At 57.2% G+C, this 13622-nt stretch carries 11 protein-coding genes; 2 read left to right on the top strand and 9 right to left on the bottom strand.

Going from position 1 to position 13622, the window contains the following annotated elements; all coding sequences use genetic code 11:
* Positions 1-19: 19 nt before the first annotated feature.
* Positions 20-1039, bottom strand: a complete 1020-nt coding sequence (locus tag J2S62_RS01625) for a hemolysin family protein (RefSeq protein ID WP_310170535.1) — start codon at positions 1037-1039, stop codon at positions 20-22.
* Entirely contained in the window at positions 1036-2421 is a 1386-nt protein-coding gene (locus J2S62_RS01620; RefSeq protein ID WP_310170533.1) for a hemolysin family protein, read from the bottom strand. The genes J2S62_RS01625 and J2S62_RS01620 overlap by 4 nt, the downstream gene beginning before the upstream one ends.
* Positions 2422-2857: 436 nt before the next feature.
* Here J2S62_RS01620 and J2S62_RS01615 point away from each other — a divergent pair, with 436 nt between their 5' ends.
* Positions 2858-4018, top strand: coding sequence for a PQQ-dependent sugar dehydrogenase (locus J2S62_RS01615; RefSeq protein ID WP_310170530.1), 1161 nt, complete (start codon positions 2858-2860; stop codon positions 4016-4018).
* 59 nt (positions 4019-4077) lie between these two features.
* Here J2S62_RS01615 and J2S62_RS01610 read toward each other — a convergent pair whose 3' ends face one another.
* Positions 4078-5370 carry a type III PLP-dependent enzyme domain-containing protein gene (locus tag J2S62_RS01610; protein ID WP_310170528.1) on the bottom strand — a complete coding sequence of 431 codons (1293 nt, stop codon included), beginning with the start codon at positions 5368-5370 and terminating at the stop codon, positions 4078-4080.
* Positions 5371-5738: 368 nt separating this feature from the next.
* On the opposite strand from J2S62_RS01610, the gene J2S62_RS01605 reads away from it, so the two are divergent.
* Positions 5739-6779 carry an ATP-grasp domain-containing protein gene (locus J2S62_RS01605; protein WP_310170526.1) on the top strand — a complete coding sequence of 347 codons (1041 nt, stop codon included), beginning with the start codon at positions 5739-5741 and terminating at the stop codon, positions 6777-6779.
* Between the two features lie 74 nt (positions 6780-6853).
* Here the strand turns inward: J2S62_RS01605 and J2S62_RS01600 are convergent, their stop codons facing one another.
* From J2S62_RS01600 to J2S62_RS01575, 6 genes are all read right to left on the bottom strand, one after another.
* Positions 6854-7456, bottom strand: coding sequence for a YdcF family protein (locus J2S62_RS01600; RefSeq protein WP_310170524.1), 603 nt, complete (start codon positions 7454-7456; stop codon positions 6854-6856).
* A gap of 66 nt (positions 7457-7522) precedes the next feature.
* Complete coding sequence (galE, locus tag J2S62_RS01595; protein WP_310170521.1) at positions 7523-8602, bottom strand: UDP-glucose 4-epimerase GalE; 1080 nt, start codon at positions 8600-8602, stop codon at positions 7523-7525.
* Positions 8603-8611: 9 nt separating this feature from the next.
* Positions 8612-9895, bottom strand: a complete 1284-nt coding sequence (locus J2S62_RS01590) for a lipopolysaccharide biosynthesis protein (RefSeq protein WP_310170519.1) — start codon at positions 9893-9895, stop codon at positions 8612-8614.
* Positions 9896-11053 (bottom strand): glycosyltransferase family 4 protein, encoded by a 1158-nt coding sequence (locus J2S62_RS01585; RefSeq protein ID WP_310170518.1) that lies wholly within the window; start codon positions 11051-11053, stop codon positions 9896-9898.
* Positions 11050-12360, bottom strand: coding sequence for an O-antigen ligase family protein (locus tag J2S62_RS01580; protein WP_310170516.1), 1311 nt, complete (start codon positions 12358-12360; stop codon positions 11050-11052). Before J2S62_RS01580 ends, J2S62_RS01585 begins: the two co-directional genes overlap by 4 nt.
* Positions 12339-13619 carry a type III PLP-dependent enzyme domain-containing protein gene (locus J2S62_RS01575; RefSeq protein WP_310170514.1) on the bottom strand — a complete coding sequence of 427 codons (1281 nt, stop codon included), beginning with the start codon at positions 13617-13619 and terminating at the stop codon, positions 12339-12341. Before J2S62_RS01575 ends, J2S62_RS01580 begins: the two co-directional genes overlap by 22 nt.
* Between the last annotated feature and the right edge of the window lie 3 nt (positions 13620-13622).

Raw genomic sequence — 13622 nt, 5'->3', positions numbered from 1 at the left:
CATTCTGATTATGTCGCCTTTAGTCGGTGGCTGGCTGTTCACGCGGCAACAGTCGCTTCACAGCGTCGCTGAAGGTCAGCATGCCAATGAACTTCGAACCATCCATCACCACGGCAAGTTGTTCGCCCCGCTGTCGCATGGTAGCTAGTGCTTCGTGGACCGGTGTACCCGCAGGAATTGCTAATGCTGGACGCGCTAGATCGCCCACGGTCCGGTCTGCGGGTTCTAACAACGTGTCGCGAACGTGCACCACGCCCGGGTTACTATCTTCACCTCGCACCAGAATGCGTAAATGGCCAGACTCCATGGCTGCCCGCTGCAAATCGGCTACCGTGTCTGAAGCAGCTACCCCGGTGGGTTCGGTACCAGCGGGAATGAGCTCTTCGATCTGCAGGGTCTGGAGCTCAAGCGCTCCCGTGACGGGCGTGCCAATGGTTTCTTCCAACGTTCCGACGTCAGCGGAGTGTTCGACTAAGCGGCGAACGGTGGCGGCGTCTCGGCCGCCAACCGCAGCACGGTCCACCGGTTCCACCCCCGAAGCTGCGACGAGCCGGTTGGCAATCTGGTTAATCCAGCGCAGCAGCGGAGACAGGATCCATATGTAGCCGCGAGCAGGAAGGCTGGTGGCCTTTGCGGCAGTCTCTGGGTGCGCGATGGCCCAGGACTTCGGTGCCATCTCGCCAACAACCAAGTGCAGGAAGGTCACGATAAACAACGAGAGAATGAATGAGCCAGTGCCCGACAGCCATGCTGGCATGCCGGTATTTTCGAACAGGACGGACAGCCAGCTATCGACGGCAGGTTTGGTAATCGCACCCAAAGCGAAGGTGCACGCGGTGATACCTAGCTGCGCTCCGGCGAGCATGATGGTCAGCTCATCCATACCGCGCAGAGCGGCCCGAGCGCCTCGACTGGTTTGGGCCTCCTGCTCGAGCCGGTGTCGGCGAGCGCCCATGAGGGAGAACTCCATGATGACAAACAGCGCGCTGAGCACGATGATGCCAATCGTGACCAGTAAGACAATCCAGGGATTCGTCATTGTGCCGCCTCCTCTTTCGGATCGCTCGAACCGACCGTAACTTCGATGTCAACCTCCACCATCGACGGGACACGCTTTTCGAGTTCGACGACCTTGGCTTGAAGACAGCGACTGACCGGTTCATCCCCGACGAGATCGGAAGGCAGCTGGGGCAGCTCGATCCGAATGACTTCACCCAGTTTCGGCAAGTCCTGTAAGTGATCGATCAACATCCCGGAAAGCGTTTCGTATTCTCCCCGCGGCAACGCGTGTTTGATTTGGCGCTCTACCTCATCGACGGGTGTGGTCCCACTAATACGCCAGGCATTTGAGCCTTGCGTTTCGATTGGCTCGACAAAGTCTGGGTCGTGTTCATCGACCACGTCGCCGGTGACTTCCTCGGCCAAGTCCTCAAGCGTCAAGATGCCCACCAGGCCGCCATATTCATCGACCACGCAGGCAATCTTTGAACTCGCGTTCGTCATGCGCTGCTGGGCTTGAGGCAACATCATTACGGGTGGGACGGTGACCGGCTCGCGCATGATGGCAGTTACTGGCGCTTCGGGCCGATCTGCAGCCGCCAGCACGTCCAGCAGGTGCACCACTCCGAGGGGTACGTTGTCACTATCCAGCACCGGGTACCGAGTGTGTGCTGATGCCATGAGTTCACGCACCTCACCGATGGTGGCTTCGGGGCTAATGCTGTCAGTGTTGGTAAGGGGGATCATGGCGTGTTCGACATCCCGGTGCGGGTAATCCAAGATCCTGTCGATCATGATGGATAGGTCGTCACCCAAGTGGCCAGAATGGCGGGAATCTGCCACGATGCGTTTCAAGTCTGCGGCGGTGGCGGAACTGTCGGGGTCTTCCACCGGCTTGATCCCGACGAGACGCAACAGGCGATTGGCAGACCAATCGAAGAAACTAATCAACCAGCCGAAAATCCCCAGATAAATATTGGTCGATTTGGCTAGCGCTCTGGATAGCGGCCCGGGGTTGGCGATCGCTAAGTTCTTGGGATACAGCTCACCAAACACCATTTGGACGATCGTCGACACTGCCAGCGCTAAGACCGTACCGATCGTGACGCTCACGCCCGCTGGCACGCCAACTCCGCCCAGCAGCGCGCCGAGACTCTGCCCGACCAAAGGCTCTGCGACATAACCGACCATGAGGCCAGTCACGGTGATACCAAGCTGCGCGCCAGAGAGCATGAACGAGGTACGCCGAGTCACCTTCAGTGCTTGGGCTGCGGCTTCGTCACCCTCTTCTGCCTCGGCTGCAAGCTGCGCACGGTCCACCGACATGTACGCAAACTCTTGGGCCACGAAGTACCCGTTTGCCGCGATGATCGCCAGGATGACCAAGATACCTAACAGCAACATCAACACAGGCGTTAGCATCTCACCACCACCTTCGGCGCACAATGGGCGTTACCACTACTCACGTCAGGTTCACCGCCTTTGTATGGAGTTCTGTTGGTCTCGCATTGCCCTATCCTAAGGTCCGCTGTAACCTCACGATAGGATCCGTGAGCTACCGGCCCGCTGAAGATTTCGAAGATCACATTCCAGCCAGCAAGAGGTCGATCTGACCTCAGTACGGTACCTCAGTATTAGTAATGTACCTCTTTCTTGGCCAAGGAAATCCGCAAGGTGGGGCTACTCTCAGTCCCGATGGCTACCTACTGACTGAGCTATCGAACCGAGACCTGACGCTGCGCACCAATCCGTGCCAGTCTTAGGCGTCTGCTCTGGTCCCTGAATCGTCGAAATGGCATACTGATATGACACTTCTCACGCCAATCGTACTGAGAAACCTCAGTCGGAGGGACCAGCTTTGCGACGAAAAATCCACGCGGGTACGGCGCTAACTGTCACCATTCTGCTCCTTGCCGGATGCGCATCCGACCCGGAGAGCGCTGAACCCACTCCCAATGTAGCTGAAGCCCCAACCACACCGGAGCCCACGGGAGCCGACCCAGCGCCCGTCTCACCAGATACCGCCGATATTGAACACGAAGCACTCGAGACAGTAGAAACGGATCTGGGCGAAGTCGAGATCTTGGCTGAAAACCTTGAAGCGCCCTGGTCTATCGCGTTTTTTGGCACAACGCCGCTGATCAGTGAGCGAGACAGCGCTCGAATTCTGGAGCTGGATGCCGAGGGAAATATCCGTGAGGTCGGTGTGGTCGAACAAGCCGCCTCGTTACGTGGTGAAGGTGGTCTGCTGGGCATCACAGTCCACGAAAACCAGCTGTATACCTATCTCACCACGGGTCCAGACAACCGGGTCATACGCTATGACCTCGTCGGTGAACCGGGTTCCTACGAGCTCAGCTCCCCGCAGGAATTATTCATTGGCATCCCTGCCGCCGGCTATCACAACGGCGGGCGCATCGCCTTTGGCCCTGATGACATGTTGTATATCACCACTGGTGACGCCTTGGAACCCAGCCAATCTCAAGATCTCGACTCGTTAGCCGGCAAGATCCTGCGCATTACACCCGAGGGTGACATCCCCGATAGCAATCCCTTCGACGACTCCCCGGTGTATAGCTATGGGCATCGAAACCCGCAAGGCTTGGACTGGGCCGAGGATGGCACGATGTATTCCAGTGAGTTCGGAGAAGATGCCTGGGATGAGCTCAACATTATTGAGGCAGGCGGCAACTATGGTTGGCCAGAAGTCGAGGGCATGGGTGGCGAGCCCGAATACATTGACCCGGTCCAGCAATGGCCACCCGCCGAGGCCAGCCCCAGCGCCATAGAAATCCACAAGGACACCATCTACATGGTGGCATTGCGCGGCCAACGGATCTGGGAGATTCCGCTAGACGACCTCGAGAGCTCTACGGACTACTTAGTCAATGAATTCGGACGGCTTCGTGAGGCCACCACCGCACCGGATGGCACGCTTTGGGTCCTCACGAACAACACTGACGGCGTCGGAGAACCCGAGCAGACCGACGATCTACTCCTTCGACTCGAAGCACCATAGACATGAAGGAAGGTCTCGCCTTCGAACCGAAGACGAGACCTTACCTCTCAGCCAAATTGTTAAGATGTGGGTTCGGCCATAGCCTGCCGCGGCCCATTGACCGGTCGCTTCAACGATGCTTCCGTTTCGACTTTGCCAGTGGCTGCTGTCCACTGGCTGCCCTGCACGTATTCGGCCGCGCCCCACTTTTTCCGCACGAGGGTCAGCTCATGCTCGGTCCGCGCGTAGACAGCTGGCAGATATTCAATAAACATTGGTTGCAAGCACAAGGTGTACGCACCCACCTTGTGAAACACGATTCTGTCGTCTAATTGCAGCGCGGGCTGATCCGTAAGCTTCATCAGACGATCGCCTTCGACGAGGGTAAAGCCAGTCAAGACCTGTTCAGCCAGTAGGTCAGTACTTGCTGTATCAATCCGGATGTCATATGAACCGTCCTTGCGGAACAATGGATCGATGTTGGTGCGGCTGGCGTTGGTCAGCACAAGGGTCTGACCTTCAATTTGCTTGACATCTACCACGCTGGCATGGAATTCGAAGGGGACGGCCACCAGCGCCCCGCCAGGCTCGGTGATCAAACACGTCCGGTCAATGTCGACCACAGGTTCCAGAGCGTCTCGGATCACGCGCATATAGTCCTCGAATGTTGGTGTGCCATCTTCACTGCCGAAGAAGCCACCACCAATATCGATCCAGTCCAAGTCCAGCCCGCGCGACGAAATGATCTCAGCGGCTACTGTTGCCGCAGCCTGATACACATTGAGGCTTTGGGTGCGGGAGTTTCGGTGGACATGCAGGCCAGCAATCCGCACGCCCGCGGTTTGAAGCGCCGAGATCGCTTGATCCAGTTCGCCGTTTTCTGGACTAAACCCAAAACGACTCTTCTGCTCACCGAAAGTGCTTTCTCCGGGGCACCGGGTCTCAAGGTCCCAGTTGATACGCAGCCCCACACCGAATTCGCGGTCTGGCATCTCGCGTGCAAGCTCGATAGTCCATTCGACATCACGCTTCGCATCGAGATTGATGATCGATCCGCCAAGCAGCGCTGCTCGAAGCCGATCACGGGTTTTATACGGACCATTCAACACCACCCGATCAGGGGTATAGCCCAGCGCCAACGCGAGCTCGTATTCGGCGTCTGAGACGACCTCGGCCCAAGCACCACGATCCCGCATAAACGCCACCAACCAGGGTAGGGAGTTGGTTTTGAATGAGTAACCAAGGATCGAATTTGGCCAGTAGGTCTTCATCGCCTGCATGAAGCGAGCAGTGAACTTTTCCAGGAGTGGGACATCAATGACAAAAGCCGGAGTGGGCGGCTGAAGATTCTCAGGGGTGAGTGAGTGAGCCATGAACTTTCCTACCTGTGCATGTGGAGTGTGGCCAACATCTGTTGGCGAGAACCCGGGCTGCCGCTCAGAAGAGAACTTTGATCGGCCCGGGGGTTCACCGCGGACGCGGCTACGTCTATACTATGACAGTGTCGTGACATATGTCACTACTTTAATGCGGTAGTAATGCGGTCTAGCGATAGCGCGCAACGGGTCTGCCCGTCCACGCTCCTATGATGAAAAATTTTCGCATTAGGCCTGGCCTGATCGACACCTCCGGCAATACAGTGTGATGTATGCCACGTACAGCGGCTCGCTGACGTCGCGGAAGCGTCCCGAACTGCGCACACCTCACCACATCAATTGAAGAGCCTCAAAGGAGACCCAGGGTGGCAAATAATCAGCATCTTAAGATCGTGATTGCTTCGGCCGGACGTCGAGCACACTATATTCAATGGTTCAAGGACGCGCTGCGCACCCAAGAGATCCCCGGCGAGGTTATCGCTTTGGATTATCGTGCCACGAGCCCGACCGTGGGCCTGGCGGACCGCGCCTACCAGACCCCTGCGTACAACAGCCCTGAATACCTGACGATGATCCGAGATTGGTTCACCAAGGAGCGCCCGGATCTATTTTTGTGTATGAATGACTATGAGGCTCATGCACTCTCCCAAGGAGTGGCCGATGAGCTACGCGAGCTTGGTTGCGCGGTCGCTGTCCTGAACAAAGCAGCCCACGAGATCGTATTAGACAAGCACTACACCGCTGAAAAGCTCAACGAGTACGGCATCCCGACGCCGTCAACCTACTTAGGTTCAGACGTGGCCTTGGCTCTGGAGAACTCCAGTGCAGACAGCAAATTCGTGGTCAAACACCGCTACGGCGCAGGTTCGACCGGAGTGCACATTGTCACCGCTGACGAGCTGGCGGAAGCAGTGGATGAATCAGCTCAAAGCGCGCTGGGCCCGGACGGCAAACCCGCTCACCATATCGAATCCGTGATCATTCAGGATTTCCTCCCCGGTGCTGAATATGGGGTTGACGGAGTATTTTCGGTCGACGGGCGCTCGGAGTTCTTGGGGTTGGTCGCTCGGCGTAAAGAGCAGATGCGAGGCGGAGATACCGACCTGGCCACGTCCGTAGATCCCGCACCGTTCCGCGCCTCGATCATTAAACTCGGGCAGTTGTTGTGTCCTACCGGCAGCATTGATGTTGACTTCCGTGACAATGCCGTCGGCGAGCCGATGGTCATTGATGTCAACCCACGAATGGGCGGCGGGTATCCATTCTCGCATCGAGCCGGGGCAGATATGCCGTCAGCCCTTGTCCGGGCCGCAGCTGGGCTAGCGCATCTGCCCGAGCTGCTCGACTACGAACACAATGTCACCACAGCACGTCGCGAGGAATTTACTGTCATTAGTAAAGGCTAAGCGCAAACGAGTGCCTGGTTTCGTCGGCAAGTTGAGCCACATCTGTATGGCTTCGACTTGCCGGCACCGGCCGGCTAACACGCTACGAAAGTCGCATACAGGGCTTTGAAGAATGCAGCGTTTTCATACACGATATGCCAGGCCCAGTTTTCTTCGGACCTTTCAACAGACACGTCAGGCTCTGGGAACACAACGTTGACGTCGACCGTGTCCGCCGCACATCGTTCAAAGATGAACCGCGTTCGAAAAACGTGGGATCGACTTGTCACGATCGTCACCGATTCCCACGCTTGGGTCTGGGCAAGCTCACGAAGCGCTAAGGCTTCTCCCCGGGTAGAGATCTCCTCTGGAGTAAGGCACCACACCGCTTCGTGACGCTCGTCAGCAGGGTCTTCGCAATAGGACTCGGCAGGCTGCCACGCCGCGACCCACTCCGCGTTATAGTGGCGCGGATCGACGGGCACATAGGAGATCGCCAAGTTGTCTGCATGTCCTGTGTGATACAACTCTTCGGCTAGCGGCAACCGATAGGGCGGCGGAGAGAGGCTCACGACCGCATCGGCATGAGCCTCAATGTCACCTTGGCGCGGGTCATAAATGCTGACACTAGCGAAAAGAAACCATCCCAGGACAAGGATGATGACTGCGGTGCTGAAGATTTTAAGTTTGCGCATCATCTTTCTGCTTTGTTGCGTGAGCACTCGGCTAGCCTCGAGCTCCCTGCCCGTGGTCTCAGGGCCCAGTTATCGCGGTTTACTCGTCAGATCAGCGGTCCGTTGAAGTCCGGGAGTACCTATCACGACCTTGATCGTCTGCTCGTATCCGGTGGGGTTTTGAGATTGCCAGTTCCACGCGTCGCGACAAGCCTCCGTGAAAGTACGAGTAGTTTGCCAGTCTAACTTCGCCTTGGCTAACTGCGGATCCGCCACGACTGTCGCCAGGTCGCCATTTCGGCGTGCACTAATCTGGTATGGCACGGGCCGACCGGATACCTCTTCGAAAGCACGCACCGCTTCCAATACGCTGGTTCCGACCCCAGAACCCAAATTATAGGTTTGCACGCCGCAGGTCGCGTGGTTCAATGCCGCGACATGCCCCTCGGCAAGGTCCATGACGTGGATGTAGTCGCGCACGCCGGTCCCGTCGACGGTGTCGTAATCATTACCAAAAACCGCCAACTGCTGTCGTCTGCCCACCGCGACCTGGGCGATGAACGGAAGTAAATTATTGGGAATACCGGCCGGGTCTTCACCAATGCGTCCCGAGGGGTGAGCACCTACCGGATTGAAGTAGCGCAGCAGCACCGCCGACATATCGGGGCGTGTTGCTGCAGCATCGCGAATGATTTGTTCATTCATATATTTTGACCACCCGTAGGGGTTGGTCAGCCCCACTCCTGTCCGATGGGTTTCCGCAATCAACGGAGTTTGGGGCTCACCGTAGACGGTTGCTGAGGAGCTAAACACCAGCCTGGTGATCCCGCGTTCTTCTAAGAGATCCAACAGGGTCAGCGTCGATGCAAGATTGGTCCGATAGTAGCGCACGGGCTGATCCACCGACTCTCCCACAGCTTTGAGGCCGGCAAAATGCACCACAGCCTCAAAATCGATGCCGGCAAGGGCCATCCGGGTCGCACCAGCATGGGTCAAATCCGCCTGCACGAAGGTGATGGTTTTCCCGGTGAGCTCTTCGACTCGGTCGAGTGCCACTCGGTTACCGTTTGACAGATTGTCGACCACCACGACCTCATGGCCCTGTTCCAGCAGCACTAACGCGGTGTGGCTACCGATGTATCCGGCTCCGCCGGTGAGAAGTACACGCATACCAGCCTCCTAGGGCCTCTTGTTTGTGTGAGTGCGGCGCTGCGCTCTGAAAGCTAGAGCAAAAGCGCCGATGAACCTACCCCACCCGGTCGTAACCGCTACGGCCAGAGCCCCGATGATGGGAGGAATACCGGGTGTATTGATGACCAACAAGCCGACACCGACACCGCATGAGCACGCCAGGAACCAAATCCAGGCCTGACCCGAGTATGCGTTCAGGACGTTGAGTGTGCCCTCATAGATGTATGAGGAGGCGATCGGAAGCATCGCGATAGAAAGTATCGTCAGCTCCCAGTAGGTCAGCGAGAATTCCTCGCCGTAAATGAATTGCAGCACTGGGGAGCCGGCAAGAATAACGATCGGGATCGTCGCGCCGACCGTGAGCATGATGATCCCGGCGATTTTATGGGCTCGTTTGAGCAACGCGCAGGACCCAGATGCTTCAAAGGTCCAGCGGAATGAGGTGATGAGAATATCTTTGAGAGTCGAACCCGAAAGGTTTACGGCCGTCAGGAGATAGGCTGCAGTCGCGAAGACCCCTGTGGTGGCATCGTCAGCTATCACCGACAGAAACAGGATGGGCAGGTACGTCGACAGTGCCGCTAGGGTTTCTGAAACGGTGGTGGGCGTCCCAGCACGCAAAATACGGCGATACCCGCCCTTGATAGTGCCGGGTTCGGGGGGCGTTTTTACCACATATCGCTGGGCTGATACCGCGACCATCATCGCACCGAAGCCCACGCATAAGATGGTTAGCGGGATGGATTCGGTCAGCCAGATCGCGACAAAGGCGATGGTCATGGTGCCAAAATTATGCACAAGGCTATGGAGGCCGATAAGGAGCAGTCGGTTCTCGCGTTGAAAGCGGGCGTAGAGAATGTCTAAGTAGACATCGAAACAGCGTACGAAGACGACCGCAGCCAGCAGACGCACATTGAGCTCGGGGTTGAGCTGGTAGTAGGCGCCCACGATCACAATGGAGATGCCAATGCCAATGAGCCGCAGGATCAGATAGGACACCCACGTGAAGCTCGTTTGTAGGCTCAGATACACTGTGCGCAGCCCGAACTGACCAATAATGAATACCGGGGTGACCACAGCGAGCGTTAGGGAGTACTGCCCAACTGCAGCGGCTCCACCGCCTACTTGAGCAAACAGCCACACCAAGAACCACTGGGCCAATGCCCACGTGAGCGAGCCAGCGGCAAAGATGTAGCGATCGGATGATCGCGTTTTTGCTGGCTCGGTGCGTGGTGTTCCCGTGTGCGGGCCGATTGCTTTTTGCTGTGTCACTTAGGTTTCCGCATGCTGTGTGGGCACAACCAAATGGAGCTGCTGTGCGATATTTTCTTCTTGTAGTCCAAACATGAAGACTTGTTCGAACTCGTGTTCAACTCTGGCGCGGGCTTGGCGCCCCCGCTGTCGGATGTGTTCTGGATCGTGAGTGATCTCCGTGATGATTTGGGCCAGAGCTTCAGCGTTTTCGACTGGAAAGATCCAACCGGTTTCACCATCCACGACGGAATCAATAGCTCCGGTAGCGTCTGCAACGACGGAAGGAACTTCGAGCGCTGCCGCTTCTAACACCACATTGGGAAACCCTTCTCGTAGGGTGGGTAAACACAGGACATCCGCCGAGGTGATGTAGGGGCGTACGTCGTCCACGTCGTCGAGTCGGTGGATGTGTTCGGCTTCCGCAACTTCGTGGGCGAGTCGCTGATCCTCAACCGAACCGATGAGGAGTAGGCGGATGTTCAGACCGCGAGCGCGCACTGCTTTGACTGCTTGCAGCAGCGTGGAGATCCCTTTGTCGGGGGTGAGGCGACCGATAAATACGATTTTCAGATCGCTGTCCTGCGCTAGAAAAGCTGCGGTGTGATCATCCACCGGACCGGTAGCAGCACGCGAGAACCGTTCGAGGTCCACGCCGTGGGAGCTGCCGGCTCCCAGGACTTCGATGGAGTTGGGGGCGGCCAGTCCGAGCGCTTCTGCTGCCCGTGCCAGACTGAAGCTATTGGCAACTGTCTGGGTTGCTGCTGAGATCGCGGTGCGTTCGGAAGCTTCAAGTACTTTGCGTTTCAAGCCTGTTTCAGTTTCTAATCGCAGGCCCCACAGCTGGTAGATACGGACCGGTACTCCGGCGAGCTTGCCCGCCAAGGTGCCCAGTAGCCCGCCTTTGGGGGTCGCCGACACGACCGCGTCGGGACGAATTTTCCGAAGCAGGCGGGCGGTCGCAAAGAGTGTCTGGAGGTCTTTGAGCATCGAAGGGTTGCGTTCATACGGGATGTGGTAGCCCATGGCACCTTCGGTGGCCGCCCACTCTTCTAACGCCCCGCTGGAGTTGGCCACGACCGTCACGTCCCAGCCGCGCTTGCGCAGGAAGCGCAGGTAATTTCGGTAGAACGTCAAAGCAGAATTTTCACTGGTTAGGATCAGTACGACTTTTTTCATTGCTGTACCTCTTGGTGGAGTGACCGCTGCTGAATAGACTGTCGTGTTTTTGTGACCACATGAACGGCCAGCAGCATGCCGATGATGAACCAGAGCAGCCGGGAGTTTTGCAGCGAGATGCCTGCGGAGCCGATCATCAACACCAGCAGCGCATCTCGGGTCGAGTGCCACAGCGCTAGATTGGCGCCCAGTGGTGGGCGTCGCAGGAATAAGATGATGACCCACACGAGGAAAATTGCCGTGAAGATCAGTCCCCATTCGGCGGCGATTTGTAAGAAGGTGTTGTGGGCGAGCACAGGCACATCAGTAAACTCGGTGGCTACCTCCAGATAGGTGCCCATGCCAACACCGAACAGGGGAAACAGCCCGATGATCTGGATCGCATTGAACCAGGCTGAGTCTCGTCCGGAACCATCGCCTTCGACCCCGGCTTCGAAATCCAGCAATAGCGGAGTGAGCCGACTCAATGCTGGTACCTGGTCAAGACCTGACGCCAGGCTCATGCGCATGGAGTAGTCCAGCATCACAATCAGCAGCAGGACCGGTGCACACACGACCAACCCGATCAACACGGCCCGATAGGGCGAGATATATCGGCTGCGGTTGGAAAATGAGAACACCGTGGGCAAACCACGCCACACTAAGAAGATCAGCAGTGCTAGCATGCCGGTCTTAGAGCCCGAAGCAAGCACGGAGGCTGCCAGGATGATGAGCGAGGGGTAGCGGATCCTCCGGCTGATGTCTTGGTCGTGCCATAGGACCGCCATAGCGACTAGTTGAATCACCGCGAAATAATTCGGATCACTCATCAGGCCGGTGAAGCGGATTTCATAGTAGAACATGAAATCTAACCGGGGCAGCGCAGGGATAGCAGTTTGCAGCGCACCGATACCACCGATCACGACCGCCATGAAGGCAAAGGCACGCAGCACGACTCTGGCTTGCCCCGCACGAACAATGTTGAAGCCTAAGAGGAAGTATGCGAAAGAGGTCGCCAACTTGAGGTAATCGGTCAACACATCAAGGTAGCTTTGGTCCAGGCTGATGACGTTGGGGACGACAAAACCACCCATGATAAGAACCAGGATGGATAAGGCCAGAAAATAAATGGTCGGGCCGAAGGGCACCAACAGCCGGGCCGTGAGGAGTGTTAGCACCAGCAGGAGCAGCGCAAAGAAGTCCGCGATCGATAAGTTGATGTCGAACAGGACGCTGGTTTGGTTCAGCGTGATGCCCAGGAAGAATAAGAGCACCGGCGCACGCTGAAGCGCTGGATGATGCTGCGTTACAGGTGAGGTGCTAACCATTGGGACTTCCCATTCGCAGCAGCGTTGATGTGGTCACCGGCTGGTATCCATTGCTGGCCTTGTAAGTATTCGGAGACTGATGGCTTTTCGCGCACTAATATGAGCTCTTCCTCATGGGTGCGGATGTAGACGGCTGGCGGAAACTCGATGAAAAATTTTGATTGGTAGCACATCGTGTACCCGCCGACCTTGTAGAAGACGATCCGGTCGCCGATTTCTAGGGCGGGCTCATCTTCGATATCCATGAGCCGGTCGTCCTCCATGCAGGTGTACCCACCAATGGTCTGTAACGGCCGGGTGTGGGTGGCGTTGGTCTCGAGGTCGTATTGGAATGGGCGTTTGCGACGAAACAGCGGGTCGATATTCGTACGGCTGGCATCGGTGACCACAAAGGTATGGTCTTTGACTTGTTTGACATCGAGGACACTGGCGTGGAATTCCAGGGGTACCGCCACCAGGGAGGCTCCTGGCTCAACAACAAGCCGGGTGCGAGCTGGATCAATGACCTCTTCAAGTACCTCGCGGATGGCCAAGACATAATCGGCGAAGGTCGGGTGGCCCTGCTCGGCGCCGAAAAAGCCGCCTCCGATATCCACCCAGTCCAGCTCCAGTCCGCGCGAGCTAATAAGGTCTCTGGCTACCGTTGCGGCCGCTCGGAATACATCAACGCTTTGGGTCAACGAGTTGCGGTGCATGTGCAGCCCGGCGATCTGTATTCCTGCATCACGCAGGGTGGATATCGCCGCGTCAAGTTCACCGCTGGCGGGACTGAACCCGAAGCGGCTATCTGCCCCGTCACTGGTGCTTTCACCGGGGCAGTATTCATTGACGTCCCAGTTGACGCGCAACCCGACCGCTAGTGGGGTTTCGGGTTGTTGACGGGCCAATGCTGCGGCCCATTCGACTTCGCGTTTTGCATCGAGATTGACCACAGTGCCCTGAAGCATGGCAGCCCAGAGCCGGTCGCGGCCTTTGATAGGCCCGTTGAAGATGATGCGGTCCGGGGTGTAACCCAACGCGAGCGCGAGTTCGTATTCGGTGTCAGATACCACTTCAGCCCAGATACCGCGTTGTCTCATATAGGACAATAACCACGGCAGCGAATTGGTTTTGAAGGAGTAGGACAGCACGGAGTGTGGCCAGTGCTCCGCCAGCGCCTGTTCGAAGCGGGTCAGGAAAGTATCGAGTTTCGGCACATCAAAGACCAGAGCCGGTGTGGGTGGCATCTGCTGCTGTGATCCGCGCTGCGTGGGTTGCATGGT

This window comes from Enteractinococcus fodinae (assembly GCF_031458395.1).
Taxonomy (GTDB): Bacteria; Actinomycetota; Actinomycetes; order Actinomycetales; family Micrococcaceae; genus Yaniella; species Yaniella fodinae.
The sequence above is the reverse complement of the archived record's forward strand: the minus strand, read 5'-3'. Positions and strand labels throughout refer to the sequence as shown.

What these genes read in the sequence shown, in the direction of transcription:
- J2S62_RS01575 (WP_310170514.1), bottom strand. Translation starts at nt 13,619, where the DNA reads ATGCAACCCACGCAGCGCGGATCACAGCAGCAGATGCCACCCACACCG.
- J2S62_RS01585 (WP_310170518.1), bottom strand. Translation starts at nt 11,053, where the DNA reads ATGAAAAAAGTCGTACTGATCCTAACCAGTGAAAATTCTGCTTTGACG.
- J2S62_RS01620 (WP_310170533.1), bottom strand. Translation starts at nt 2,421, where the DNA reads ATGCTAACGCCTGTGTTGATGTTGCTGTTAGGTATCTTGGTCATCCTG.
- J2S62_RS01580 (WP_310170516.1), bottom strand. Translation starts at nt 12,360, where the DNA reads ATGGTTAGCACCTCACCTGTAACGCAGCATCATCCAGCGCTTCAGCGT.
- J2S62_RS01600 (WP_310170524.1), bottom strand. Translation starts at nt 7,456, where the DNA reads ATGATGCGCAAACTTAAAATCTTCAGCACCGCAGTCATCATCCTTGTC.
- galE (WP_310170521.1), bottom strand. Translation starts at nt 8,602, where the DNA reads ATGCGTGTACTTCTCACCGGCGGAGCCGGATACATCGGTAGCCACACC.
- J2S62_RS01610 (WP_310170528.1), bottom strand. Translation starts at nt 5,370, where the DNA reads ATGGCTCACTCACTCACCCCTGAGAATCTTCAGCCGCCCACTCCGGCT.
- J2S62_RS01625 (WP_310170535.1), bottom strand. Translation starts at nt 1,039, where the DNA reads ATGACGAATCCCTGGATTGTCTTACTGGTCACGATTGGCATCATCGTG.